Source organism: Mesobacillus subterraneus (genome assembly GCF_023715485.1).
GTDB classification, from domain to species: Bacteria; Bacillota; Bacilli; order Bacillales; family Cytobacillaceae; genus Mesobacillus; species Mesobacillus subterraneus_B.
Map to the genome: position 1 here is coordinate 219,299 of NZ_JAMBOF010000003.1, position 23,833 is coordinate 243,131.

Consider the following 23,833-nt stretch of genomic DNA (forward strand, 5'->3'; position numbering starts at 1 on the left):
CAGAATAAATGTTTATATATGTTAAAGTAGGGTTGTGGTTAAGACAAAATAAATAGGTGATATAAATGAATGCAAAACATATATATGAAAAAATGGTAGATTATAAGCAATTTGCTACCGTATTATTAGCAGTGGGTGCTTTCTTTTATCTGGGTACAATCATTCCGTCAGCTACAAAAGTAATGACAGACATATATATTGCAACAGGCGCATCTGTCGGATTCCTTGCTGTGTCAATTTTATTTTTTTCATTCGCAAAAAAATACCGCAACCAGTTGATTGAATCAGAAGAAGGCCAAGAATTATTAATGAAGAAATAAACGTCCTCGATGGACGTTTATTTTTTTTGCTTTAGTTATCGTTTACGTAAGATAATAGTTTATGAAAAGAATCTTGTTGCTTTTTGACGAAATCTTTTTTGGAAAAAAAGGCCATAAAAGGGTTTACAAAATATATGGAAGTGGATATACTTACCAATGTGAGTTAAATAATTCAGAAGGAGGTCGAGTGAAATGATCATGATTGGATATTGGAATAACCCACAAACTTCATATTGCAAAACGCATTCGACCGGATCGGACTGGATTGTTTAAGCTGTTTTTTAACTAATACATCCATGGCCGCAGGGAGAATCGTGCCCTGCGGCTTTTCTATGCCCATTTATGCCGCAGGGAAGATTTCCTTGCGGCTTTTTTATGGAGATTTAAGGAGGTGAACCGATAATGACCCTTAACATATTGTTTTTTACGATTACAATCAATAAACGCCAAATGTCTTTAGAAGAAATTCGCCATAATGAAATGGTTGAAAAAATGGTTGAAGAAAACAAAACCCGTCAGGCAATGCTGCGCTCGTTTTAATTCATTTGAATAACTAAACTATAGAAAGGTGGAAAGATGATGATTTATTTAATTCAAAGAAGACTGGCTAGCCTGTGGGTAGAGAAGGACACCACCTAACGACGTTTTAGGGAGGTACTGTTTATGCCATTGCATATCTTGCTTTTAACGCTTATATTTAGGAAAAAGAGATCCAATCGTTAACAAAATGTTCACAACCGTCCCCTTTTAGCACCGTAATTATATGATAAATTTGGTGTAAACATGGGTGAATGCTAAAGGGGTGATGAGCATGTTCATGATTGTCATGGGATTAGTCATCTGCGGCGCTGTTGGTTTGGTAATAGCTGCAGAAGTGAGTGTAGAATAGTAATAAGGGAATCAGCTCAGGTTGATTCCCTTTTTTTATTTTTCCATTAGTTTAACAGTAAGTTTAAAAGAAAACTCGAGATACAGCGCAATACAAAAAAACCGGGAGGCCCCGGTTTCTCTTTTTTTATTGCCCCTTGTTCTTTTTCTTCTCCTTCTCAGCACGGTAGAACTCATGGAACATCTTCATCAAGGCTCTTTTTTCAATCCTTGACACATAGCTCCTTGAGATCCCCAGTTCTTTAGCGATTTCGCGCTGAGTTTTTTCTTTCTTCAGATCAAGGCCGAATCGGCCAACGATGACCTCTTTTTCTCGTTCATCCAGAACATCGATGTATTCCTTCACTTTTTCAAGCTCCATGTTGAGCTGGATAGTATCAATCACGTCTTCAGACTCTGACTTCAGGACGTCTATCAAAGAAATTTCATTTCCTTCTTTGTCTTGCCCGATTGGATCATGCAAGGAAACGTCCTTTTTAGTCTTCTTCAGCGCCCGCAAGTGCATGAGTATCTCATTTTCTATACACCTGGCCGCGTATGTGGCAAGCTTTGTCCCTTTTCCTTCTGAATAGCTTTCGATGGCCTTAATCAGGCCGATTGTACCAATCGAAATTAAATCCTCAGCATCCTCGCCGGTGTTTTCGAATTTTTTTACGATATGCGCGACCAGCCTGAGATTGTGCTCAATCAGCATATTTCGTGCGTGTGGATCGCCATTTGCCATCAACCTTAGATACTTTCTTTCATCAGCTGCAGATAACGGTTGAGGAAATGCGTTATTTTTTACATATGAAACAAGAAGGATCACTTCTTTAACTAAATAGCCGAGCGCTGTTAGAATGCCAGACATGTTTCCACCCCCGCTTAGTAAGGCTTTCGCCTATAATAAATTCCTATGAAAAGAGGGCAGATATTGTGTCTGTCCTACCAAATATTTTGTTTTGTAAATTTAAACCAATTTAACATATTTAAAATGCAACAGAAAACTCTGCAACCGGCTTGTTTTGTCACTTTTTAGATGAAAAACGTTCACATAAAAGAAACAGACATAGATATAGGGGTATAGGTATAATTCAAGTGTAAGGTAAATCATTCGATTTCTTAGGAGGAAATAAATTATGGAACAGCAAGCACCATCTTTAGCGGTTATTTTATTATCTGAAGATCTTGAGAAGCTTCATGCAGGGGCATTGGTAGGTTCTGTAGCTTCAATGTCAGGCATGACTGTAAATGTGTTCGTTACAATGAATGCTTTGAAGTCCTTCCGTAAAGACAGCTTTGAAAATGCCGACTTCATCACTGGAACGATTGGCAAGGAAATGCTCGCGAAGAAAATTCCATTATTCGATTCATTGCTGCAGGAAGGCAAGGATATGGGAGAGCTGAACATTTACGGATGCGCATTGGCAATGGATATCATGGATTGGAATGAAGAAGACATGATTGATGTATTCGATGGCGTAATTGGGGTAACAAAATTCTTGGGAATGACTCAGGGAGCTACAGTTATTACGATGTAATCTGCTGAAGCAGGAAAAAGAGAAACGGCGTGCAGGCCTTTCATTCTTTTTCCTCTTCATGCAAAAATAAAAAATCTTTTCTTATTCTAACATAAAACTTAACTATACTGGAGGAAAAAATCATGAGTGAAGTACAAGTAACTAAATCAATCGATGCTAGAGGAGCATATTGCCCTGGACCGCTAATGGAATTGGTTAAAGGAATCAAAACAGCAAAGGTCGGAGATGTAGTAGAAGTTCTTTCTACTGACAAAGGATCTGCAGTGGATATTCCTGAATGGGTTAACAAAATGGGCCACGAAATTGCTTACTTAGAAAATGAAGGCGATGAATTCAAAATCGCGGTTAGAAAAGCGAAATAATTCCAGCCTGAAAAATAAAAAAAGCCTTCAACAACGAATCGAGTAAAGAGGTGTGGATCAAATGACAAAGAGAATCGTGGTTCTTGGCGCCGGCAGTGCTGGTACAATGGTAGCGAACAGGCTTGCCCGCCAACTAGGAGAAGATATTAAAAAGCGTGAAGTCGAAATCACTTTGATTTCAAATACAGAAAAGCATATTTATCAGCCTGGGTACTTATTCATTGCATTCAATGAGAAGCCATCCGAGCATTTCATCAGAAAACAGGAAACGCTTGTACACAGACATGTGAATCTTGTTTATGACGATGTCGAAAAAATCGACGTCGAGAAGAAGACTGTAAAGGGTAAAAAACAATACCAGTATGATTATCTTGTGGTTGCTACTGGCTCTCACCCTGACTTTGACAGCGTTCCAGGTTTAAGGGAAGGCGCTCATAACTTCTATACGCTTGAAGGTGCAGAACGCCTTCGCACTGACCTTGCAGCAATGGAAAAGGGCAAAATCCTGATCACAATTGATGTTCCTCATAAATGTCCAGCTGCTCCGCTTGAGCTTGCATTGATGCTTGATGACTATTACCGCAAGAATGGCAGACGCAAAGATATCGAAATCAAGTACGCGTACCCAATTGGCCGCATCCACTCACTAGTGCCAGTTGCTGAATGGGGACAGCCGCAATTTGATAAGAGAGATATCAAATACGAAACGTTCTTCAACCTTGAGGAAGTCGACCCTAAGCGTAAAGTGGCCATTACGATGGACGGAGCAGAACACGAATACGACATGCTGATCACGATTCCGGCTCATACTGGAGCAAAAGCAGTAATCGATTCCGGCATTGGCGACGAATCTGGCTTCATTCCTACAAATCGCACAACGTTGAAGATGATTGGCCAGGATGACGTGTATGTAATAGGGGACGCAACCAACCTTCCAATCAGCAAAGCTGGTTCAACAGCACACTATCAATCTGAATCACTTGTGGCGAACATCATCAGCAGATTGACAGGCCGTCCTGAAACAGCCGTGTACAATGGCAAGGTGGCGTGCTTCCTGGAAAACAGCTTAGAAGATGCCAGCATGATTACATTTGATTACAACAACCCTCCGCAGCCTGCAGAGACTTCTGACCTGCTGCACTGGTTCAAAGCAGTATACAATGAACTTTACTGGTTAAATGCCAAAGGGATTTTATAGAAGGGGTGGTTGAGATGGCTACAGAAACACCTCAAGCACAAAATACTGAACAACATAAACTCGTCGGCTTTACAGATGCAGCCATGAATGCTGTTACGGGTGAAATGGTTTCAACAATCGCGGAAACCGGCGTTAAGATGATTGAGATGGCTGATGATTTTCTTCAGCCTGAAACCCTTTCTTTATTGAAGGTTCTTCCTGAAGTGGCTGAAAACCTTGAGCGCACTTTAATGAAAGTAAAACGCATGGAAGAAACCGGAGTGCTTAAGTCATTGATGCAGCTGGCTGACATGGCTGCGGCAATGAAAGGCGCAATGACTGGCCCGATGGTTACTGATATGGCTGAAAAAGCGATCAAAGGTGTGGAACTTGCGGATTCATTCGTACAGCTTGGTGCCATAGATCTTGTGGAAGGCATGCTAACTGCATTCTACAATGCTCAAGAGGACACAAAAGGAAAAGAACCTCTGTCATCCATGCAGTTAATGAAGGCAGTGACACAAAAGGAAACCAGAGAAGGAATGACTTTATTGATATCCTTCCTTCAAAACCTTCCAAAACAGTTGAATAAATAGGAAAGGAGAGGATAATCCTCTCCTTTTAATCATGAATTATAAAATTGTTTAGTTGAGGATCTACATGTAGTATTCTTAATCCAGCTCCAGCGCCTAGCCCCTCGAGTCGCTTCGGTCCGCCCAATGAACCCTCCAGCGCTTGTCGGGGCTGCACAAGGCGCTTGCGCTTTTTGTTACTACTTATACAAAATGTCATTTTTCATTGTTGTTAGCTTCTCAAGTACTTGATTGATATCTTCGTCTGATACATTAAACTCCCTCAAGCTTGCAGCAAGATGGTTTGCAATTGCGCCGAAGTGCTCATCATTCAAGTTCATCCCTTTATGGGCAAGCTCCATGCTTTTGCCTGAATACTGATTAGGACCTCCTAATGCCCAGCTTATAAAAAGGGACTGGTGACGACGCTGCTTTTCCATGTCTGTTTCTGTAAAGAAGTGACTAACTGTTTCGTCAGCCAATACCTTTTCATAAAAAACATCGACTACCTTTGTGATCGCATCCTGTCCGCCCAGTCGTTCATACAACTTTTCCATTCATATTCCTCCTTTTTGAAAGTAACGTCCCTATTATTTCTTTTTAACCAGAGGAATATGATTGAAACATTTTTATTTCAACGTTCTGCTTTATCAAGCCATTTATATCCTACACCCCATACGGTGATCAAGTAATCATCCGCAGCAAATCCTGCCTTGCGCAATTTATCCCTTAAATTCCGCACATGCGAGTCAATAGTCCGGTCTTCTGTGGCGACACCGTAACCCCAAATGGATGAAATCAAGTGTTCTCTTGTGTACACCTTATTACGGTTTTGCAGGAAAAGATTCAGGAGCGAAAATTCCTTCGGTGTAAGTGGAATTGATGTCCTATTATATTGCAATTCATATGAGTCCATATTAAGATTCAGGCCATTGAAGGAGAGGAGGTGGCTTTTCCCGGAATTTCTCCTAAGAACAGCCTCGATTCTGGCAATTAATTCGCCTTCATCAAAAGGTTTGGTGACATAATCATCTGCCCCGATTTTCAAACCCTTCACGATATCAGGCTTTTCACTTCTCGCAGTAAGCATGATGATAGGGATATCCCAGTGCTTGCGTATTTCCCGGCATGCTTCCCATCCATCCATCTCTGGCATCATGACGTCGAGCAAAACAAGATCAGCGTGTTTTTCCTCAAGAAAGCTGATCGCATCATGTGCGGAAGTTTTCGCAATGCACTTATAACCTAACGGAGCCAGGTACAACGTTAGCAGCTCCAGCATCCGTGTTTCATCATCCACTAGCAAAATATTAGCCATAATAAAAACTCCTTACATTCAAAGTAATTAAATCAATCTTACACTATAAGTTTGAAAAAACTGTGCATTTATATATTTTGATGTTTTTGTTTTCCTTTTCAGGAAAATCGCTGAGTGCCCAATCCAAAATGGACAGAATCCCATATTCTGATAATAGGATACAGAAAAGGAGTGTGAAAGTATGCCTTACGGATGCTGTCCACCATATCCAGGACCTTATGGTGGATACCCAGGATACTATGGCGGAAATGGTGCATGGTTTGCGCTGTTCATAATCCTGCTCATAATCGTTCTCATCTTTGGCGGATGGTGGTACTTTAATTCATAAGTAGGAAAAAGGCTTATGCCAGACATTCTGGATAAGCCTTTTTCGCTGGGAGACGCCTGGCTTTATAAAATAACATTTAAAGCTTTTGTTTAACCCCTTTTGAAAAAATAGAAATTTTAGAAAAATAACATTATAATAAAACAATATAGAAAAGGGGGAAATACATAATGACGAAAAGATACTCAGAAGTTTGGGATCTGGAAGTGTTCTTTCAGGGGGGAAGTGAGTCTCCTGAATTCGCCTCCCATCTTCAATCAGCACAAGAAGCAATTTCTAGTTTTAAAAAAGAAGTTGGGAACTGGAATCCTAACGATCAAGTAAGTGAGGGGAACCGCCTTGCAAGCCTGGTCGAAATGTTTGACGGAGCAGCCAAGAAGGTTAGACAAGCTGGTGCTTTTGTCAGCTGTTTGCAGGCGCAGGATACTGAGGATAAAAAAGCTGGACAATTAAGGGCGGCTGTAACAGAATTGAGTGCCTCGCTCCAGACCGCGCTGACTGTTTTTGACCAAAAGCTTGCAGGATTTTCAACAGAGGTATGGGATGAGCTTCTTCAGTCAGGTCTTTTAAATGAGTTGCGTTTTGTACTGACTGAACGCCGCGAGAGGGCTGCTGAAAGGCTTTCTGAACAGGAAGAGTCGGCAATCAACGCATTAAGCGTGGATGGCTATCACGGGTGGGGACAAATGTACGACCTTCTCGTCAGCAGCACGAAAATAAATTATAAAGAAGGAAGCTTATCGGTCGGGCAGGCTGCCAATAAGCTTTCTGATGCTGACCGTAATGTCAGGAAGGAAATATTCACAGAATGGGAGAAAGCCTGGGGAGAGAAGGAAGATTTCTACTCAAAGACTCTCAACCATCTTGCAGGCTTCAGATTGAATGTTTATAAGCTTCGCGGCTGGGAAGATGTGTTAAAAGAGCCTCTCGATATTAACCGGATGCAAAAAGAAACACTTGATGCAATGTGGCAGGTCATTTCTGAAAACAAGGAACCGTTTGTACAGTTCCTTAACCGGAAAGCAAAGCTGCTTGGACTCGAAAAGCTCAGCTGGTTCGACCTTGATGCGCCAATCGGCACCGCCGAATCAAAAATGTCCTATCAGCAAGGAGCCGATTTTATCGTTGATAATTTTGGACAATTTGGCAAGGAAATGGCTGACTTCGCAAAAATGGCGTTTGAAAACAAATGGATCGAAGCTGAGGATCGTCCTGGAAAGGCGCCAGGCGGATTCCATACGTTTTTTCCTGAAAGCAGCCAATCACGTATCTTCATGACATACTCTGGCACGCCGTCCAATGTGTCTACCCTTGCCCACGAGCTTGGACATGGTTTCCACACGTATGCAATGCGGGACCTGCACTTGCTGAACCGCAATTATGCAATGAACGTTGCTGAAACGGCGTCGACATTCGCTGAAATGATTGTTTCTGATGCTTCGCTGAAAAACTCGAAATCAAAAGAAGAGAAACTTAGTCTGTTAGAGGACAAAATCCAGCGGTCTGTGGCACTGTTGATGAACATCCATGCCAGATTCTTGTTTGAGACGAAATTCTATGAAAAACGGAAGCAAGGGTTAGTCAATGCGGAAACACTAAATGAATTAATGAAGGACGCTCAAACGGAAGCATACGGCGGGGCGCTTGAGGAATACCATCCGTTATTCTGGGCTTCCAAGCTGCATTTTTACATTACCGGGGTGCCGTTCTATAACTTCCCATATACATTTGGTTATTTATTCTCACTTGGCATCTACGCCATGGCGCAAGAAGAAGGGCAAGGCTATGAAGAAAAATATATTGCCCTGCTGAAAGACTCCGCTTCCATGACAGTGGAAGAACTGGCTCAAAAACATTTGAATGTCGATCTGACAAAGAGAGACTTCTGGGAAAAAGCCGTGCGTATGTGCGTAGAAGATGTAGAAGAATTTTTAGCTTTAACTGAATAGATAAATGGCATCCAGTTGAAAAAACTGTATAAACGATATGCAAGCAAAAACCCAGCCGGCTTCGGCTGGGTTTTTATCATACTTTCTTTAGTCTGAATGGACTGACCATTAAAAAGCTGAGGACAATCATAATAAATAAGAAGGTTTGCGGCGGTAAGAAGGGGATAGCCAGGAAACTTAATGTTGCCAGGACACCTGCAGCTGTAATTGGCAGGCCTGTAAAGTATCCGTTGCTCTCTGAAATATTGAACCTTGCCAGACGGAACGCTCCGCAGCCGATATAAAAAACGATAAAGAATGCGCCAGGTGCACCGAATTCCGATAATATTCCCTGATATATTAATAGTGCAGGTGCCACGCCAAATGATATAATATCACTCATGGAATCCAATTGCTTACCCAATTCGGATTCAATATTGAACTTTCTGGCAACCATGCCATCAAAACGGTCTGCCAGTGCGGCAATGAAAATCAGCAGCAGGCTAAGGTTCAAATTGCCGTTCATGCCGACAATAATAGCAAAACCACCCAATGAAAGGTTGGCCAGCGTCAGGACATTGGCTGTCTGGGACTTTAACTTCTTGACTGTTGTGTCAAGTACATCTTGTATGAACATGGATCTCACTCCTCTTCATGGGGAAAGGGAACTAGCACCTTAGGTTATTATATAATAATATATAATTCTAAGATGTTTATGCTTTTTCGTAAAGATATCTTTTAGACTCTTTAAAAATTGCTCATTCAAAAGGCGCTGTAATTTCGTAAATATGTTGAATGTGGCGCCGCGAGCGGAAATCAACATCAATTTCTTCATAGCCTATAAATTTGTGGCTTCTAGATTACTGAATTGATTTCATTTCTTGAAAATTGCAAGGGGAAAAATCATTATCCGCAGACAATATTCTTTAAAAACCGGAGGTAGTAACATTGATTCAAAGTATTTATAGACTGCTCATAGAATTGACGAATGGAAGATGGTCCTCAGTTATTTTGCAAAGGTTCGCAAAATCGGATAAAAGCAAATGGATTGTCCCTTCGTTCGCAAAAACATATAAAATCAACCAGGAAGAAATGGAGCGGCCAATCGATGACTATCCGAGCCTCCATGAGTTCTTTATCAGGACTCTTAAGGAAGGGTCCAGGAAGATTGATCAAGACGCTGACTCTGTAGTAAGTCCTGTTGATGCTGTTATTGAAGATATCGGGGATATCGAAGCCGATCGGACCATCAACGTGAAGGGGAAAGTCTATTCAATCGCCGAAATGCTGGGCAATGATGAAGCTATGGCACGGTATGAACAGGGAACATATATGATTTTTTACCTGAGCCCGAGCCATTATCACCGCATTCACAGCCCATTATCAGGTAAGGTGGAAAATCAATGGTCACTTGGAATGAAGTCATATCCAGTCAATAAAACAGGATTAAAATATGGAAAATACCCACTATCAAAAAACTATCGGAAAATTACCGAAATCAGGCATAAAACCGGATTGGCTGCTGTGGTTAAAGTCGGAGCGATGTTCGTTAATTCCATTGAAACTACCCATGATGGTGACACGCTTCAAAAGGGTGAGCAAATGGCTTATTTCACGTTCGGTTCCACGATCGTCATGCTTTTTGAAAAAGATTCCTTCAGCCTTCTCCCAGAGATCACAGCGCCTTACCACGTAAAATATGGGGAAAGGATAGGGACATTAAGGGGACAAGGGTGATGATTTTGGGGCACAGACTAAATCTGTGCCTTTACTGATAATAAGAGATTTTATTAAGTTCAGCATAGAGAAACCGTAACCCAAGGAGCTATTAGCGAGGTCATTCAGCAAATTATCCCAGCGTATAGAGCATCCTATAGGACGGCACTTCTTTTGATTGCAACCGATAGACGGCTGGTCTATCACTTTCCTGTTGAAGTTGAAAACCAAAAAAAAAGCCCTTTTCAGGGGCTGTTAGGAGGAAACTTTAATTCGGTTAGATAATGACCGCCGGTGGATTTCCGTTTCAATCAATCGAATAAATTCATAGCTTAAATTTAATTCTCTTGCCTTAAAATAAGACTCAATCAATAGTTCATCCGATAGCTTACGCATTCCAGTCATTCACCCCCAAAAAGGATACTTCTAAACCAGTTGTATATTGCATATAATTGTTAGTTAATTTGTTCTACCCCTACTCTATCAGAACAAAACTGCAAGAACAACTGTTCTAATTATCCACAATTACCCGTGGATAACCTGTGATTAATTTGTTTATAAATGGGAAAAAAGTAATAGAATCAATGTGTATTTTGTGTATAAGGTTATCCACAGATATGGAAAACGTTGGATTTTGTCGAAAAGTTTTTTGTGTTTTTTTATAATATTTTAAAAATTACTCGAATCCAGATGATTTTTATGTAGATTTGTCGACCCCTGTGAGCCAATTCTCTGTAAATTTTCCTCTATTTAAATGTTTGCTTTGAATACGAGGTTAAAATTGGGTATGATGTTAACGGTATGATAGGACTTAATTAATGAGGTGTAATGAAATTGCTAAACAATTTTTTGCCTGACCAGCATGTGAAAAGTATATTTGATATCCAGCCGGAAAGCTTAAAGGAAAAAGGCGTGAAAGGCATTATCACGGACCTTGACAACACGCTTGTAGAATGGGACCGTCCCTATGCGACTCCAAAGCTCATCGAATGGTTTGATAATATGAGGAAGAATGAAATACTTGTAACGATTGTTTCAAATAATAATGAGAAAAGGGTTAGATCTTTTTCAGATCCCCTTCAAATACCTTTTATATTCCAAGCAAGGAAGCCGATGAGCCGAGCTTTCCATAAAGCAGCAAAACAAATGGGCCTCCGAAAGGAAGAAACGGTTGTGATCGGTGATCAGCTGCTCACTGACGTACTTGGCGGGAATAGAGGAGGATTCCATACAATTCTTGTTGTTCCGGTTGCACAGACCGACGGATTTGTAACAAGGTTCAACCGAAAAGTTGAAAGAAGAATTCTTAATTGGTTCAGGAAACAAGGCAAGCTGAATTGGGAGGACTAAAGCATTGAGTGAACAATTTGTCTGCACAGGCTGTGGAGTGAAAATACAGACGGAGAATCCGGAACAGCTGGGCTATGCCCCGCCTTCTTCATTGGAAAAAGAGGTCGTTGTCTGCCAGAGATGCTTCCGATTGAAAAACTATAATGAGATTCAAGATGTAAGTCTTACAGATGATGATTTCTTGAAAATATTGAATGAGTTGGGCAAGACGGATGCTCTGATTGTCAAGATCGTTGACATCTTTGACTTTAACGGCAGCTGGCTTCCGGGTATCCACCGGTTTGCCGGAAACAATCCAGTAATGCTTATCGGAAACAAGGCGGATCTTGTGCCTAAATCCGTAAAGCATCGGAAGCTGATCGAGTGGATGAAAAAGGAATCCCGCGAACTTGGACTGAATCCGATTGATGTATTCCTTGTCAGTGCCTCTAGAGGTATGAATATAAAAGAAGCTGCTGCTGCTATTGATGAATACCGCAATGGCAAAGATGTCTATATTGTTGGCTGTACAAACGTAGGGAAATCTACTTTTATCAATAGAATCATCAAAGAAGTGACCGGAGAAGGAGATGTTATCACAACTTCACATTTCCCTGGGACAACCCTGGACATGATTGAAATTCCACTTGCTGATGGAAAAGCGATTGTCGATACCCCAGGGATCATCAATCATCATCAGATGGCGCACTATGTTGATAAACGCGATTTAAAATACATCACCCCCAAAAAAGAGATAAAGCCAAAGGTTTATCAGCTTAATGAAAGCCAGACATTATTTTTCGGCGGACTGGCACGCTTTGATTATATTTCTGGTGGCAGAAGGTCGTTTCCCTGCTATTTGCCCAACGAAATCAACATTCATAGAACAAAGCTGGAGAACGCCGACGAGCTTTACCAAAACCATGCCGGTGAATTGCTGACGCCGCCGCGGCGCGAACAAATGGATGAATTTCCGGAGCTTATCCGCCATGAGTTTACGATTAAAGAAGCAAAGACAGATATTGTTTTCTCAGGGCTTGGATGGGTTACTGTAAATGAAGCAGGTGCAAAGATTGCGGCCCATGTCCCAAAAGGGGTACATGTATTGTTAAGAAGGTCATTAATTTAATTTAATAATTACAATTACAAAGAAAGGGCGGGAGATTGAAATGAAAAAAATGTTCGGTGTTATCGGCGATCCAATCGCCCATTCAATGTCTCCTGCCATGCACAATGACTTGTTCCAACTGCATGGAATCGATGCCAGCTATCTGCCATTCCATGTATCGAATGATGATCTTGAGTCAGCTGTAAAAGGATTGAAGGCATTGGGAGCAAGCGGCTTCAATGTGACAATCCCTCACAAAACGGAAATTATTCCGTATCTTGATGGAATCGATCCTCTGGCAGAAGCAATCGGAGCAGTCAATACAGTCAAAAATGAAGGTGGCCTGTTTATAGGCTATAATACTGATGGCCCTGGTTTTGTAAAGGGGCTTGAATCCCATGCTGCTGATCTTTTATCGAGGTCAGCTTTGATTATTGGGGCAGGCGGTGCTGCCAGGGCCATTTATTTTTCGATGGCGAAAGCTGGATTCAAACATATCGATATTTGCAATCGCACACCGAACAAGGCTGAGGAACTTGTCAATGCCTGTCCATACAAGGTTGATTCAAAGGTACTTGATTATGATTCAGCTGAAAGAAATCTGGGAAATTACCAGCTGCTAGTCCAAACAACATCGATAGGCATGCATCCTGACATTGATTCGGTGCCATTATCTACAAATAACATAGCGCAACATTCTTTTGTAAGTGATATAATATATAATCCGCTCCAAACAAAATTGTTAAAAGAAGCTTCTGTTAAAGGAGCATCAACGCAAAATGGAATTGAGATGTTTGTGTATCAGGGAGCACTGGCCTTTGAAAAATGGACAGGCATTTTTCCTGATACAGAAAAAATGAAAGCCAATGTTTTAAGACATTTAGGAGGATACACATGTTAACAGGCAAGCAAAAACGTTTTTTAAGATCGAAAGCCCATCATCTTAATCCGATTTTTCAAGTTGGCAAAGGCGGGGTAAATGATAATATGGTCAAACAAATCGAGGAAGTACTCGAGGCGAGAGAATTGATCAAGGTAAGCATCCTTCAGAACTGTGAGGATGACAGGGACACAGTTGCAGAACAATTGTCCCGCGGCGCGAAAGCTGAACTAGTTCAGGTTATTGGAAATACCATCGTCCTATACAAAGAGTCACGTGAAAATAAGCAATTAGTTCTTCCAAGGTAAATAACTGGGAGGTGCCTATTTGAAAAAAGTTGGCATACTGGGCGGAACCTTTAATCCGCCGCATACCGGACATTTAGTGATTGCGAATGAAGTTTTCCATGCATACGGACTTGATGAGGTTTGGTTCATGCCTAACCAGGTGCCGCCGCATAAAAGTGTAACCGAGCCAATAAGCAATTCTGACCGGCTGGCGATGCTCGAGCTCGCCATAAGTGATAACCCATTTTTCAGGGTTGAGAGGGCAGAGCTTGACAGGAGCGGTCCATCATATACGTATGAAACGATGAGAATATTAAAAGATATGTATAAAGAACATGATTTTTACTTCATCATCGGTGGAGACATGGTTGAGTATTTGCCAAAATGGCACCAAATAGATGAATTGCTTGAAATGGTCAAATTTGTCGGTGTAAGCAGGCCATCATTCAAGGATGAATCACCATATAATATCCTTTATGCAGCGACACCACAAATGGATATCTCCTCCAGCATGATCAGAGAGAGAGTAAAGGCAGATACAAGCATACGTTATTTGCTGCCTGAACCTGTAAGGGAATATATTGAGGAGCATGGTTTATATGAATCGTGATCAAGCACTTCAGCTAGTGAAGCCCCAGCTTACAGAACATCGATATCTGCATACCATCGGCGTAATGGAGACGGCCATAAAACTCGCTGATCGTTACGGAGCCGATGTCAAAAAGGCCGAACTGGCCGCCATTTTCCATGATTATGCTAAATTCAGGCCAAAAGATGAAATGAAGCAGATCATTGTTGAGCAAAGAATGCCGTCAATTTTGCTCGAGTACAATAGTGAACTCTGGCATGCCCCTGTTGGTGCCTTCCTTGTCGAAAAAGAAGCAGGGATTACGGACCCGGTTGTCTTGGATGCGATTAGGTACCACACCTCAGGCAGGATAGGCATGACGCTGCTTGATAAGATTGTTTATCTGGCTGATTATATTGAGCCGGGCCGCCATTTTCCTGGTGTCGATCAAGTCAGGGCGATAGCGGAAGAGGATCTGGATAATGCATTGATCCAATCCATGAAAAACACAATCCAATTTTTATTGAAGAAGAACCAGCCGGTCTTTCCAGATACATTCAATGCATACAACAGTATCGTAAAAAATTCAGGAGGATGATTAGATGAGCGAACGCGAGTTATTGATGACAGCGGTAAAAGCAGCTGATGATAAAAGAGCAGAAGATATTTTGGTTTTGAATATGAAAGGTATATCCTTGATTGCTGATTATTTCGTGATCTGCCACGGTAATTCTGATAAACAGGTACAGGCTATTGCCCGTGAAATCAGGGAAAAAGCACTTGAGCAAGGCTACGAACTGAAGAGAATGGAAGGCTTTGACGAAGCACGCTGGGTATTGATCGACATTGGAGACGTAGTTGTCCATGTCTTCCACAAAGAAGAAAGAAGCTATTATAATCTCGAACGCTTATGGGGAGATGCTCCACTCGAAAACGTGCAGAGTGAGCTCAATTAATGTCTTACGAAAGATTCGCATACTTGTATGACCAGCTCATGCAGGATGTACCTTACGATCAATGGGTAACGATTGTTGAGGAATACCGAAAGAAGTTTCAAATAGACGGCAATAAGCTGCTTGACTTGGCATGTGGAACCGGAGAGCTTTCTGTTAGGTTTGCCCAAAAAGGATTCGATGTTACCGGCGCGGACTTATCCACGGATATGCTCTCCGTTGCGAAAGTGAAGGCTGATGGCCTTTCTTTGCCAATCCTATTTTTCGAGCAGGACATGACCAGACTTGATGATTTAGGGGAATTTGACATCATCGGCATTTTTTGTGATTCACTGAATTATCTTGAGAATGAAGAGGCAGTCAAGCAAACATTCGAAGGAGTGTACCGTCTCTTAAAAAAGGGTGGCTTGTTCCTGTTCGATGTCCATTCGGTCTATAAAATGGATCATATTTTTGCTGATGCAACCTTTACTTGGGATGACGATGAAATCACCTATATTTGGAACAGTTTTAGTGGAGAAGCGCCTCACAGCGTCGAACACGAGCTGACATTCTTTGTTCTCGATGAATCATCTGGAAAGTATGACAGGATAGACGAACTGCATTTTCAGCGTACATATCCTGAAGAGACTTATAAGCAACTGATTGAACAGACAGGCTTCAAGAGAATTGAGATTTCCGGAGACTTTTCAATGAATGCTCCTGAGCCGTCTGCAGAGAGAATTTTTTACGCCATGATAAAACCATAAATGTAAGAGGCTCCCAAATAGATTGGGAGCCTCTATTTTATTGTTAATAAATTGTCACAATTGCTTGGAAGGATTTTCTGATAAAATGGAGAACTTATTTAATTGCCGAATTGTTCCTGGACCTTTCCAAGTTCCTCTTCAAATTTTTTATGTGTGGCCTGAAAAATCTTTTCGAACATATCACCGGTTTCACTATCTAAAACCTTGATTCCTTCCCCGGTAATCCCGCCCTTGACGCAAACCTTTTCCTGTAATGTAGGCAATGTATAATGATTTTTGCTTAAAAGCTCTCCTAAACCAATCAACATTTCACTGGCTAACACCGTGGCAGTTTCCTGGTCTATTTCCGTTTCTTTTACAGCTGCTGATATAAAGCTTTGGACAAGGTGGCTGAAGAACGCAGGTCCGCAGCTAACGATATCAGATGCCACCCTAGTAATATTCTCCTCTATTTCTACTGGTACAGATACCTTCTTGAAAAGGGCGTTAAGAGCATTTTTCCATTCAGCACTGCAACGAGTCCCATACGTAAAAAGCGAAACACCCGCAAGAGCCCTGTTGGTGATGCTTGGTATAATCCGTATGACTGAACAGTCCACTTTTCGTTCAAGTTGTTCGACGCTGATCGGACTTGTGATTGAAATGATGCATTTATCCTTGCTAAGGGCAGGCTTGATCTGTTCAACCAGCTCCAACATATTATGAGGCTTCACGCAAATGAAAATGGCATCAGAGTTTTCAGCCACATCAATGGCATTCTGTCCAATTGCTAAGCTTGGATATATTTTTTGAATATCTAATGCTTTTGCTAATGTTCTATTTGTGATCGTCATTGAAGAAGGGGAAACGGCATTCCCATCAATGAGAGCTTCGGCGAGAATTCTCCCCATATTCCCTGTGCCAATAATCCCTATTTTCATAACCCTTCCCTCCTTCATACATTTATTCTCCTATATCCATATGATTATAAATTTTAGATTATGACATTTTAGAAAGGTGTTGACCAGACATGGAATGGATCAAGGAACATAAATTTTATCTCCTAGCTGGTATTGCCGCTTCATTGGTTTTTGTATATTCATCCTATGGTTCTGAGAATGATCTTACAGAACAGCATGAGGAGGTTGTTGCTTTGGATGAAGGGGAAGAGGCGGAAAACAAGGACATTCCTGAACGAGCAGAAGAATCTCTCATCATCATGGCAGATATAAAAGGAGCTGTGGTGAATCCGGGAGTATACGAGTTTCAAGATGGCAGCAGGGTCATTGACCTGATTGAACTGGCAGGAGGACTTGCAAAGGATGCTGATGCGGCAACCATCAATTTCGCTATGCATGTAAAAGATGAAATGGTTATATATGTACCAAGAATAGGCGAGCAGGTTGAGTCAGCAATACATGTCCAGGCAGAACAGCCGACATCAGGAAAAACAACAGTTAACCTCAATACTGCCGAAGCCAGTGAGCTCGAAACATTGCCTGGGATAGGACCGTCTAAAGCCGAAGCAATCATTGAACACCGCGAAACAAACGGACCCTATAAATCAATTGAAGATTTAAAGTTGATCAGCGGAATTGGCGATAAAACCTTTGAAAAATTGAAGGAGCTTATTTCGGTAAAGTAACTGTATTCAATTTGAACTCTTTTGAATTTAGCATTAAAATTATTTATATGGGACAAGGTTTAGGGTTGCAAGAACCGCTGGACATTTTGAAGCTTTTGAAGGGGGAGATCAGCATGGGAAGAAAAAGCTGGGATGAGTATTTTTTGGATATCGCAGATGAGGTCGGGACACGCTCAACTTGCCCTAGACTGCATGTAGGGTGCGTCATCGTAAAGGATAAGCATATTTTATCAACTGGTTATAATGGTTCAATACACGGCCATGACCACTGTGAGGATGTCGGCTGCCTGATCAATGAGCAAGGAAGATGCATCCGGACGCTGCACGCCGAAGAAAATGCTGTCCTCCATGCTGACAGAGGATTATTAAAGGGCGCTACAGCGTTTGTCACTCATGAACCATGTGAGAAGTGTTCAAAGACGCTCGCACAATCTGGCATAGCAAGAATTGTTTATCGCAGCGCCTATCCTAACAAGTATAATGATACTTTCTTAAGAGATGTAGAAGTTGTTCATTTGTCAAAATAACTGATATCAAGAAAAGAGTTTGGATAATGGACATTTTGTCTGATCGACCTGTAAACATCAAAGGACGATTGATATACTTTGCGGCCTTATCATTATTGGGTTTGCTTAGCGTCCTGGAAAGCCATGTGATTTATGGAGGATTGTTATTGCTGGCAATCCTCTTTTTACTAAAGTATAAAAAATTCCATGTGCTAATGGTATTCCTTTTGTTTGGGTGCTATGTGATATACTTTGCATCGGGCTATTATGAAAAGATGACTTTTGACACCCACTTTGCCGGTAAGGAAAAAGACTTTCTAATTTTATTTGAAAATGACATCCGATTTGATGGGAATTTGCTTTCTGCTTATGCGGTCTCAATTCCCATGAATGAAGAGGTTGTGGTCAGATACAGAATCAAGACAGAGAAGGAAAAAAAGCTCCTTAAACCACTGCTTACAACCGGAATCGCATGCCAGGCTTCCGGAACACTCGAGAAACCCTCCCCAGCGCGTAATCCCAATGCCTTCGACTACCAACTCTTTTTGAATCGAAAGCAAATAACGTGGATCCTCAATGTTGACCATCTTAATGCAGAAAAATGCCAAAGCCGGTCACGCGGATTTATAACAGCGTTAAAAAGCTTTAGACAAAAAGAAATTACTTCAATCAATAATAATTTCCCGCAGGAAACCGCGGCACTTGCGGCAGCGCTGTTATTCGGCGAAAGAGATCTTTTTAATCCAGAAACAGAACGGTCTTACCAGAAAATTGGGGTAGTGCACCTATTGGCGATTTCAGGTTTGCATGTCGGACTCCTTGCAGGTATGGTGTATTTTACTTGCCTTAGAATCGGAATTACAAAGGAAAATACCGAATTCATACTTCTGGCTTTCCTGCCAGTTTATGCAGTTGTATCAGGGTTAGCACCGCCTGTGTTGAGGGCTGCAGCCATGCTGATGATATTGATTGGTGCCCGCCGTTTCAACTTGAGGCTTAGTCCGCTTGACGCCATTTCGATTGCTTTTATGATATTAACCTTCCTTGAGCCTAACTTAATATATGACATAGGATTTCAGCTTTCTTTTTCAGTAAGCTTTTCCCTTGTAATTTCCGCTCCTAAAATACTTACAGTCTTTACAACATACATCAAACAAACGGCTGCAGCTTCTTTTATAGCCCAGCTCTCGAGCCTTCCAGTTATCATTAATTCCTTTTATGAAGTTTCTGTAATATCAATTATCGCCAATCTTCTTTTTGTACCTCTATTTTCGCTCCTTTTGCTTCCGCTGTTGCTGGTCACCTACCTTGTTTTTTCGCTGTTTGGCACCCTTCCGGTCAATTATCTGAATATCCTCGAAGGTATTGTCCACCAGATAAACAATACGGCAACAATACTTGCGGAGGTCCCTGGTTCAACCCTCATCATCGGAAAGCCGTGGAAACTAATATTGTTACTGCAAATAATACTGATACCTCTGTTTTTTTTCTTATGGGAAAGTTCTCTTGTCAGCAAGTTGAAGCCGCAGGTATGGATCTTCCTGATTCCCCTGATTCCGCTGTTTATCCAAATCCTTTTTCCAGTTATAAACCCTTACGGAAAAGTGATATTCCTTGATGTCGGCCAGGGAGAAAGCATTTTGATCATAATGCCGTTCAATAAAGGGAACTACCTTATTGATACAGGTGGCGTATTCACATTTGAGAGTGGGGACTGGAAGCAAAGAAGGGAAGAATACGATCCAGGGAAGAACATTGTTTTGCCATTATTGAAAAGTGAAGGTATAGGCACTTTGGATAAGCTGATACTGACCCATGGGGATGCAGACCATATTGCTGGTGCTGCCGCCCTTTTCGATGAAATCAGGGTCAAACAGCTGATATTGCCAAGAGAGACAGATAGGTCCGGACTTGAAAAAGATATCATCAAACGGGCATCTGAGGAGGGTGTAGATATATATTTTGGTGGTTCGGGAACGGCATGGAAAACACCGGGAGGAGAATTCATCATGCTAAACCCTGTGGGTGTGGGGAAGGACGGAGATCGAAATGAAAGGTCGATTGTCCTTTTTGCGGATATCGGCGGAAAGAAGTGGCTTTTTACGGGGGACTTGGGCCATGAAGGTGAAAAAGATTTTCTGGAAAATTACAGCAAAATGGACATCGATGTCCTGAAAGTTGGCCACCATGGCAGTAAATATTCAAGTTCGCAGCCTTTTATTGAAAGCATTAATCCAGAGTATGCGGTCATTTCTGTTGGGGAAAAAAATAGGTATGGCCACCCCGGGAAGGAAGTGATCGAAAGGCTTGATTCCCAAGGAACACGAACATTTAGAACCGATGTAAATGGGGCAGTGATTTACAGATTTAAAGGCAATCTAGGAACATTTTTCACCCAGATTCCATAGGATATAGCAAGAAGCAGCCAGGTTTCTCCCCCGATTATCGCAACATGAAAAGAGACTGCATTATTTATGCAGTCTCCGTAACGTTATCCTATGTAGCCGTGATTAACTCCCGATTATCTGCACGACTGTCGCAATAATGAACATTGTTGCAAAGAATCCAAAAGAAACGATGAATCCAACACCTGAGTCAACAGCGTCATTGCGATTGCTTTGGACATTCTCTTCGAATTGATTCACAGTGAATCCCCCCTATTTCCTTAATAGTATAAGCGATTCAAAATAAAAAATCCAGTATTGTTCTGCAGGCCATTTCAATTGTTATGCTCTTGCTAATTTGACAAGAGTTGTCACAAATACTTTTCCCGTTTGGGGCTAAAATAATCTTACTAAGATGCACCGCTGTCATATGAGTATCCTAGGCCTTATATGACAGCGTTCAATATAAATAGGGGAATTGGTCCGGGAAGGCGCGGCCAATTCCCTTAGAATGCTTGTCAAAATGTCCAAGCTTCTTTACGATAGGTATATGGCAAAACTGATTGAACGGAGCGGAAGACATTGGTATTGGACATTTGGAAAAAAATCAGCAAAAAACAGGTTGACCTTGTTTATTTATTATTTGGAACAGAAGCTTTTCTTATAAATGAAACGAAGCAGCTGTTAATAGAACATGTTTTGGATGAAGAGGAAAAAGATTTTAACTTATCAGTTTACGATCTCGAAGAAACGCCAATAGAAGCAGCCTTGGAAGACGCAGAAACCTTTCCTTTCATGGGAGAAAAGAGGTTGGTCATCCTGCAGAACCCTGCCTTCCTGACTTCAGAGAAGTCTAAGGGTAAGGTCGAACATAACCTCGCAAAGCTAGAGGAGTACCTTTCACAGCCTGCACCGTATTCAATTGTCGTTTTTTCCGCGCCTTATGAAAAGCTGGATGAACGAAAGAAAGTCACGAAAGAACTAAAGAGGAAAGCGACAATCGTTGAAGCAAAGAAGCTATCAGAGCAGGAATTAATCTCCTGGGTAAAAGAGCGGGCAGCTTCAAATGGTGCGATTATCGAAAATGATGCAATTGAATTGTTATTATCACTAGCAGGAACGAATTTATTTATGCTTACCTCGGAAATAGATAAACTTGCGCTATATGCAGGAGAGAATCAGCCAATCAACAAGGACATCGTTGACAGGCTGACAGCGAGATCGCTAGAACAAAATATATTCTCCCTCGTAGACAAGGTGGTCCACCGGAATGTTGAAGCAGCATTAAGGATTTATTATGATCTTTTAAAACAGAATGAAGAACCGATTAAAATCCTTGCAGTTATTACGGGTCAATTCAGGCTGATTTATCAGGTTAAGGAATTGGCACGCAAAGGATACGGTCAGCAGCAGATTGCGGCAACGTTGAAAATTCACCCATTCAGGGTAAAGCTGGCCGCTGGACAGGCAGGGGCATTTTCTGATGAAGAATTGACAAGGATCATAAAGCTTCTGGCAGAAGCGGATTATCAGATGAAAACTGGCGGCATGAAAAAAGAGATGCTAATTGAAATGATCCTTTTTCAGATAAATGGAAGGAAATAAATAGAGAACAAATAAAAAAACGACCGGTGAAGGTCGTTTTTTTATTTGCATTTAGCATTTAAAATTAGCCATTAGCGTTTAATTTTTTCATTAAACGGGCTTTTTTGCGGGAAGCTGCGTTTTTGTGGATAAGACCTTTAGCTGCTGCTTTGTCAAGCTTGCTAGCTGCTTCTGCGAAAGAAACTTTTGCTTCAGTATCGTTGTTCACGATTGCTGCTTCTGCTTTTTTAACTGCTGTACGCATAGAAGATTTTACAGTAATGTTTTGAGCTTTGCTCAATTCACTAGTTTTTACGCGTTTGATTGCAGATTTAATGTTTGGCATTCCGTTCACCTCCTAAAAAAGCATCGAGATTTTATGGAACTCGACATTTCCAGTACATTTCTTATTTATTAAGAACAAATGATATTTTATCAAACAGGGGTTAATAATGCAATACTCTGCGCTAATTTAAGTCTAGTGTAACGTGAATGTTTTTTTATGTAAAAGGAAAAGATAGGCAATAGTATGCTGTTTACCAGCCAAACTGTACTTGGAGGAATGCGAGAATGAAGGAATCTGTAGACTTGAGCATGTATTCGATCAGGACTGACCTGGCTGTCGAAGCAAGGGAAATGGTGCTGGCAGACCAGGCTGCGACAGTCCATTCACAGGAAAATCTCTCCCACATTGAAGGCGTTATCATAAAAGAAAAAGAAGAAAATGACATAAAGATATCTCTCGTGGAAGTGACGGGCGAAGGTGAAAAGAACCTCGGCAAAAAGCAGGGCCAATATTTGACGATTGAAGTTGTCGGCATACGTAATCAGGACACTGAATTGCAGGGAAAAGTAGAAAAGGTATTTGCCTCGGAGTTTGCCCATTTTTTAAAACAGGCTGGTATTAAAGAGGACGCTTCCTGCCTTGTTGTAGGTTTGGGGAATTGGAATGTTACTCCTGATGCTCTCGGTCCACTTGTCTGTGAAAATTTGCTTGTCACTCGGCACCTGTTCGAGCTTCAGCCAGAGAATGTTGATGAAGGGTACCGTCCCGTTAGCGCGCTTTCCCCAGGGGTTATGGGCCTCACCGGGATTGAAACATCCGATATCATTTTTGGTGTGGTAGAAAAAACGAAGCCTGACTTTGTCATTGCCATTGACGCGCTCGCTTCACGGTCGATCGAAAGAGTCAATGCTACGATCCAAATCTCCGATACTGGAATTCATCCAGGATCGGGAGTAGGAAATAAGCGAAAAGAATTAAGCAAGGAAACGCTCGGGATTCCGGTAATAGCGATTGGCGTACCTACCGTCGTCGATGCTGTATCGATCACAAGTGATACGATTGATTTCATCCTTAAACATTTTGGCAAGGAATTGAGGGAAGGAGATAAACCTTCAAGATCTCTCGTTCCAGCGGGAATGAGTTTCGGGAAAAGAAAAAAACTTACGGAAGAAGACCTCCCAGAAACTCAGCACCGACAAACATTCCTTGGAATGGTAGGAACACTTGAGGATGAAGAGAAGCGTAAACTTATTTACGAGGTGTTATCGCCATTGGGACATAACTTGATGGTAACGCCTAAGGAAGTGGATGTTTTCATAGAGGATATGGCGAATTTGATTGCCAGCGGCCTCAATTCCGCGCTCCATTCTAGCGTTGACCAGGATAATGCCGGTATGTATACACATTAACAATTATTTCAATATCGTTACGTATGGATTCTTGGTTCTA

At 41.5% G+C, this 23,833-nt stretch carries 30 protein-coding genes; 22 read left to right on the forward strand and 8 right to left on the reverse strand.

Annotated features, from left to right (window positions below; all coding sequences use genetic code 11):
* Positions 1–65 precede the first annotated feature (65 nt).
* A complete protein-coding gene (locus tag M3204_RS05740) occupies positions 66–320 on the forward strand; it encodes a YrhC family protein (protein ID WP_251479468.1) in 255 nt (84 codons plus the stop codon).
* A gap of 402 nt (positions 321–722) precedes the next feature.
* Entirely contained in the window at positions 723–860 is a 138-nt protein-coding gene (locus M3204_RS05745) for a YrzI family small protein (protein ID WP_251479470.1), read from the forward strand.
* Between the two features lie 475 nt (positions 861–1,335).
* On the opposite strand, the gene sigK is transcribed toward M3204_RS05745, so the two are convergent.
* On the reverse strand, positions 1,336–2,058 hold the full coding sequence (gene sigK / locus M3204_RS05750) for an RNA polymerase sporulation sigma factor SigK (RefSeq protein ID WP_251479472.1): 723 nt from the start codon (positions 2,056–2,058) through the stop codon (positions 1,336–1,338).
* Positions 2,059–2,326: 268 nt separating this feature from the next.
* Between sigK and M3204_RS05755 the strand changes: the two genes are divergently transcribed.
* The 4 genes from M3204_RS05755 (at position 2,327) to M3204_RS05770 (ending at position 4,863) form a co-directional block, all read left to right on the forward strand.
* Positions 2,327–2,728 (forward strand): DsrE/DsrF/DrsH-like family protein, encoded by a 402-nt coding sequence (locus tag M3204_RS05755; RefSeq protein WP_251479474.1) that lies wholly within the window; start codon positions 2,327–2,329, stop codon positions 2,726–2,728.
* 122 nt (positions 2,729–2,850) lie between these two features.
* Positions 2,851–3,090, forward strand: a complete 240-nt coding sequence (locus tag M3204_RS05760; protein ID WP_251479476.1) for a sulfurtransferase TusA family protein — start codon at positions 2,851–2,853, stop codon at positions 3,088–3,090.
* A gap of 61 nt (positions 3,091–3,151) precedes the next feature.
* Positions 3,152–4,288, forward strand: coding sequence for an NAD(P)/FAD-dependent oxidoreductase (locus tag M3204_RS05765; RefSeq protein WP_251479478.1), 1,137 nt, complete (start codon positions 3,152–3,154; stop codon positions 4,286–4,288).
* A gap of 14 nt (positions 4,289–4,302) precedes the next feature.
* Positions 4,303–4,863 (forward strand): DUF1641 domain-containing protein, encoded by a 561-nt coding sequence (locus M3204_RS05770; protein ID WP_251479480.1) that lies wholly within the window; start codon positions 4,303–4,305, stop codon positions 4,861–4,863.
* A 176-nt stretch (positions 4,864–5,039) separates the two neighbouring features.
* Here M3204_RS05770 and M3204_RS05775 read toward each other — a convergent pair whose 3' ends face one another.
* A complete protein-coding gene (locus tag M3204_RS05775) occupies positions 5,040–5,396 on the reverse strand; it encodes a group I truncated hemoglobin (protein WP_251479482.1) in 357 nt (118 codons plus the stop codon).
* 77 nt (positions 5,397–5,473) lie between these two features.
* The gene (locus M3204_RS05780) at positions 5,474–6,157 is read right to left on the reverse strand and encodes a response regulator transcription factor (RefSeq protein ID WP_251479484.1); all 684 of its coding nucleotides are present in this window, start codon (positions 6,155–6,157) and stop codon (positions 5,474–5,476) included.
* 181 nt (positions 6,158–6,338) lie between these two features.
* Between M3204_RS05780 and M3204_RS05785 the strand changes: the two genes are divergently transcribed.
* Positions 6,339–6,485 carry a hypothetical protein gene (locus M3204_RS05785; protein WP_251479486.1) on the forward strand — a complete coding sequence of 49 codons (147 nt, stop codon included), beginning with the start codon at positions 6,339–6,341 and terminating at the stop codon, positions 6,483–6,485.
* A 164-nt stretch (positions 6,486–6,649) separates the two neighbouring features.
* The gene (locus M3204_RS05790; protein WP_435367720.1) at positions 6,650–8,431 is read left to right on the forward strand and encodes a M3 family oligoendopeptidase; all 1,782 of its coding nucleotides are present in this window, start codon (positions 6,650–6,652) and stop codon (positions 8,429–8,431) included.
* 76 nt (positions 8,432–8,507) lie between these two features.
* Here the strand turns inward: M3204_RS05790 and pssA are convergent, their stop codons facing one another.
* Positions 8,508–9,047: a CDP-diacylglycerol--serine O-phosphatidyltransferase gene (pssA, locus tag M3204_RS05795; RefSeq protein WP_251479491.1), complete on the reverse strand. Its 540-nt coding sequence runs from the start codon at positions 9,045–9,047 to the stop codon at positions 8,508–8,510.
* A 311-nt stretch (positions 9,048–9,358) separates the two neighbouring features.
* Between pssA and M3204_RS05800 the strand changes: the two genes are divergently transcribed.
* Positions 9,359–10,147, forward strand: a complete 789-nt coding sequence (locus M3204_RS05800; protein ID WP_251479493.1) for a phosphatidylserine decarboxylase — start codon at positions 9,359–9,361, stop codon at positions 10,145–10,147.
* Between the two features lie 234 nt (positions 10,148–10,381).
* Here M3204_RS05800 and M3204_RS05805 read toward each other — a convergent pair whose 3' ends face one another.
* Positions 10,382–10,522, reverse strand: a complete 141-nt coding sequence (locus M3204_RS05805) for a sporulation histidine kinase inhibitor Sda (RefSeq protein ID WP_079510333.1) — start codon at positions 10,520–10,522, stop codon at positions 10,382–10,384.
* A 438-nt stretch (positions 10,523–10,960) separates the two neighbouring features.
* Between M3204_RS05805 and M3204_RS05810 the strand changes: the two genes are divergently transcribed.
* From M3204_RS05810 to M3204_RS05845, 8 genes are read left to right on the forward strand one after another with little or no spacing between them, the layout of a single operon-like run.
* On the forward strand, positions 10,961–11,476 hold the full coding sequence (locus M3204_RS05810) for a YqeG family HAD IIIA-type phosphatase (RefSeq protein WP_251479495.1): 516 nt from the start codon (positions 10,961–10,963) through the stop codon (positions 11,474–11,476).
* Between the two features lie 4 nt (positions 11,477–11,480).
* On the forward strand, positions 11,481–12,584 hold the full coding sequence (gene yqeH, locus M3204_RS05815; RefSeq protein ID WP_251479497.1) for a ribosome biogenesis GTPase YqeH: 1,104 nt from the start codon (positions 11,481–11,483) through the stop codon (positions 12,582–12,584).
* Between the two features lie 40 nt (positions 12,585–12,624).
* A complete protein-coding gene (gene aroE, locus M3204_RS05820) occupies positions 12,625–13,464 on the forward strand; it encodes a shikimate dehydrogenase (RefSeq protein WP_251479499.1) in 840 nt (279 codons plus the stop codon).
* The gene (yhbY, locus tag M3204_RS05825) at positions 13,458–13,751 is read left to right on the forward strand and encodes a ribosome assembly RNA-binding protein YhbY (RefSeq protein ID WP_251479502.1); all 294 of its coding nucleotides are present in this window, start codon (positions 13,458–13,460) and stop codon (positions 13,749–13,751) included. Before aroE ends, yhbY begins: the two co-directional genes overlap by 7 nt.
* A 19-nt stretch (positions 13,752–13,770) precedes the next feature.
* On the forward strand, positions 13,771–14,340 hold the full coding sequence (locus M3204_RS05830; RefSeq protein WP_251479504.1) for a nicotinate-nucleotide adenylyltransferase: 570 nt from the start codon (positions 13,771–13,773) through the stop codon (positions 14,338–14,340).
* A complete protein-coding gene (gene yqeK, locus M3204_RS05835; protein WP_251479506.1) occupies positions 14,330–14,896 on the forward strand; it encodes a bis(5'-nucleosyl)-tetraphosphatase (symmetrical) YqeK in 567 nt (188 codons plus the stop codon). Before M3204_RS05830 ends, yqeK begins: the two co-directional genes overlap by 11 nt.
* A gap of 4 nt (positions 14,897–14,900) precedes the next feature.
* A complete protein-coding gene (gene rsfS, locus M3204_RS05840; protein ID WP_251479507.1) occupies positions 14,901–15,254 on the forward strand; it encodes a ribosome silencing factor in 354 nt (117 codons plus the stop codon).
* Positions 15,254–16,000: a class I SAM-dependent DNA methyltransferase gene (locus M3204_RS05845; RefSeq protein WP_251479508.1), complete on the forward strand. Its 747-nt coding sequence runs from the start codon at positions 15,254–15,256 to the stop codon at positions 15,998–16,000. The genes rsfS and M3204_RS05845 overlap by 1 nt, the downstream gene beginning before the upstream one ends.
* Positions 16,001–16,098: 98 nt before the next feature.
* Here M3204_RS05845 and comER read toward each other — a convergent pair whose 3' ends face one another.
* A complete protein-coding gene (comER, locus tag M3204_RS05850) occupies positions 16,099–16,920 on the reverse strand; it encodes a late competence protein ComER (RefSeq protein ID WP_251479510.1) in 822 nt (273 codons plus the stop codon).
* An 89-nt stretch (positions 16,921–17,009) separates the two neighbouring features.
* Between comER and M3204_RS05855 the strand changes: the two genes are divergently transcribed.
* The 3 genes from M3204_RS05855 to M3204_RS05865 all read left to right on the forward strand — a co-directional run bounded on the left by M3204_RS05855 (position 17,010) and on the right by M3204_RS05865 (position 20,538).
* Complete coding sequence (locus tag M3204_RS05855; protein WP_251479512.1) at positions 17,010–17,624, forward strand: helix-hairpin-helix domain-containing protein; 615 nt, start codon at positions 17,010–17,012, stop codon at positions 17,622–17,624.
* Between the two features lie 113 nt (positions 17,625–17,737).
* Positions 17,738–18,151: a deoxycytidylate deaminase gene (locus M3204_RS05860; RefSeq protein ID WP_251479514.1), complete on the forward strand. Its 414-nt coding sequence runs from the start codon at positions 17,738–17,740 to the stop codon at positions 18,149–18,151.
* A 26-nt stretch (positions 18,152–18,177) separates the two neighbouring features.
* Positions 18,178–20,538: a DNA internalization-related competence protein ComEC/Rec2 gene (locus M3204_RS05865; RefSeq protein WP_251479516.1), complete on the forward strand. Its 2,361-nt coding sequence runs from the start codon at positions 18,178–18,180 to the stop codon at positions 20,536–20,538.
* A 102-nt stretch (positions 20,539–20,640) separates the two neighbouring features.
* Here M3204_RS05865 and M3204_RS05870 read toward each other — a convergent pair whose 3' ends face one another.
* On the reverse strand, positions 20,641–20,775 hold the full coding sequence (locus M3204_RS05870; protein WP_251479517.1) for a YqzM family protein: 135 nt from the start codon (positions 20,773–20,775) through the stop codon (positions 20,641–20,643).
* 321 nt (positions 20,776–21,096) lie between these two features.
* On the opposite strand from M3204_RS05870, the gene holA reads away from it, so the two are divergent.
* Positions 21,097–22,119, forward strand: coding sequence for a DNA polymerase III subunit delta (gene holA / locus M3204_RS05875; RefSeq protein ID WP_251479519.1), 1,023 nt, complete (start codon positions 21,097–21,099; stop codon positions 22,117–22,119).
* 64 nt (positions 22,120–22,183) lie between these two features.
* Here the strand turns inward: holA and rpsT are convergent, their stop codons facing one another.
* The gene (rpsT, locus tag M3204_RS05880; RefSeq protein ID WP_251479536.1) at positions 22,184–22,444 is read right to left on the reverse strand and encodes a 30S ribosomal protein S20; all 261 of its coding nucleotides are present in this window, start codon (positions 22,442–22,444) and stop codon (positions 22,184–22,186) included.
* A 224-nt stretch (positions 22,445–22,668) separates the two neighbouring features.
* On the opposite strand from rpsT, the gene gpr reads away from it, so the two are divergent.
* Complete coding sequence (gene gpr, locus M3204_RS05885; protein ID WP_251479544.1) at positions 22,669–23,793, forward strand: GPR endopeptidase; 1,125 nt, start codon at positions 22,669–22,671, stop codon at positions 23,791–23,793.
* Positions 23,794–23,833 lie beyond the last annotated feature (40 nt).

Coding starts and splice junctions, on each gene's coding strand:
- rpsT (WP_251479536.1), bottom strand. CDS start 22,444: ATGCCAAACATTAAATCTGCAATCAAACGCGTAAAAACTAGTGAATTG.
- M3204_RS05855 (WP_251479512.1), top strand. CDS start 17,010: ATGGAATGGATCAAGGAACATAAATTTTATCTCCTAGCTGGTATTGCC.
- M3204_RS05740 (WP_251479468.1), top strand. CDS start 66: ATGAATGCAAAACATATATATGAAAAAATGGTAGATTATAAGCAATTT.
- M3204_RS05860 (WP_251479514.1), top strand. CDS start 17,738: ATGGGAAGAAAAAGCTGGGATGAGTATTTTTTGGATATCGCAGATGAG.
- gpr (WP_251479544.1), top strand. CDS start 22,669: ATGAAGGAATCTGTAGACTTGAGCATGTATTCGATCAGGACTGACCTG.
- M3204_RS05805 (WP_079510333.1), bottom strand. CDS start 10,522: ATGCGTAAGCTATCGGATGAACTATTGATTGAGTCTTATTTTAAGGCA.
- rsfS (WP_251479507.1), top strand. CDS start 14,901: ATGAGCGAACGCGAGTTATTGATGACAGCGGTAAAAGCAGCTGATGAT.
- M3204_RS05865 (WP_251479516.1), top strand. CDS start 18,178: ATGGACATTTTGTCTGATCGACCTGTAAACATCAAAGGACGATTGATA.
- M3204_RS05760 (WP_251479476.1), top strand. CDS start 2,851: ATGAGTGAAGTACAAGTAACTAAATCAATCGATGCTAGAGGAGCATAT.
- M3204_RS05770 (WP_251479480.1), top strand. CDS start 4,303: ATGGCTACAGAAACACCTCAAGCACAAAATACTGAACAACATAAACTC.
- comER (WP_251479510.1), bottom strand. CDS start 16,920: ATGAAAATAGGGATTATTGGCACAGGGAATATGGGGAGAATTCTCGCC.
- M3204_RS05780 (WP_251479484.1), bottom strand. CDS start 6,157: ATGGCTAATATTTTGCTAGTGGATGATGAAACACGGATGCTGGAGCTG.
- M3204_RS05845 (WP_251479508.1), top strand. CDS start 15,254: ATGTCTTACGAAAGATTCGCATACTTGTATGACCAGCTCATGCAGGAT.
- sigK (WP_251479472.1), bottom strand. CDS start 2,058: ATGTCTGGCATTCTAACAGCGCTCGGCTATTTAGTTAAAGAAGTGATC.
- M3204_RS05785 (WP_251479486.1), top strand. CDS start 6,339: ATGCCTTACGGATGCTGTCCACCATATCCAGGACCTTATGGTGGATAC.
- M3204_RS05755 (WP_251479474.1), top strand. CDS start 2,327: ATGGAACAGCAAGCACCATCTTTAGCGGTTATTTTATTATCTGAAGAT.
- M3204_RS05745 (WP_251479470.1), top strand. CDS start 723: ATGACCCTTAACATATTGTTTTTTACGATTACAATCAATAAACGCCAA.
- aroE (WP_251479499.1), top strand. CDS start 12,625: ATGAAAAAAATGTTCGGTGTTATCGGCGATCCAATCGCCCATTCAATG.
- yhbY (WP_251479502.1), top strand. CDS start 13,458: ATGTTAACAGGCAAGCAAAAACGTTTTTTAAGATCGAAAGCCCATCAT.
- M3204_RS05775 (WP_251479482.1), bottom strand. CDS start 5,396: ATGGAAAAGTTGTATGAACGACTGGGCGGACAGGATGCGATCACAAAG.
- pssA (WP_251479491.1), bottom strand. CDS start 9,047: ATGTTCATACAAGATGTACTTGACACAACAGTCAAGAAGTTAAAGTCC.
- yqeK (WP_251479506.1), top strand. CDS start 14,330: ATGAATCGTGATCAAGCACTTCAGCTAGTGAAGCCCCAGCTTACAGAA.
- M3204_RS05765 (WP_251479478.1), top strand. CDS start 3,152: ATGACAAAGAGAATCGTGGTTCTTGGCGCCGGCAGTGCTGGTACAATG.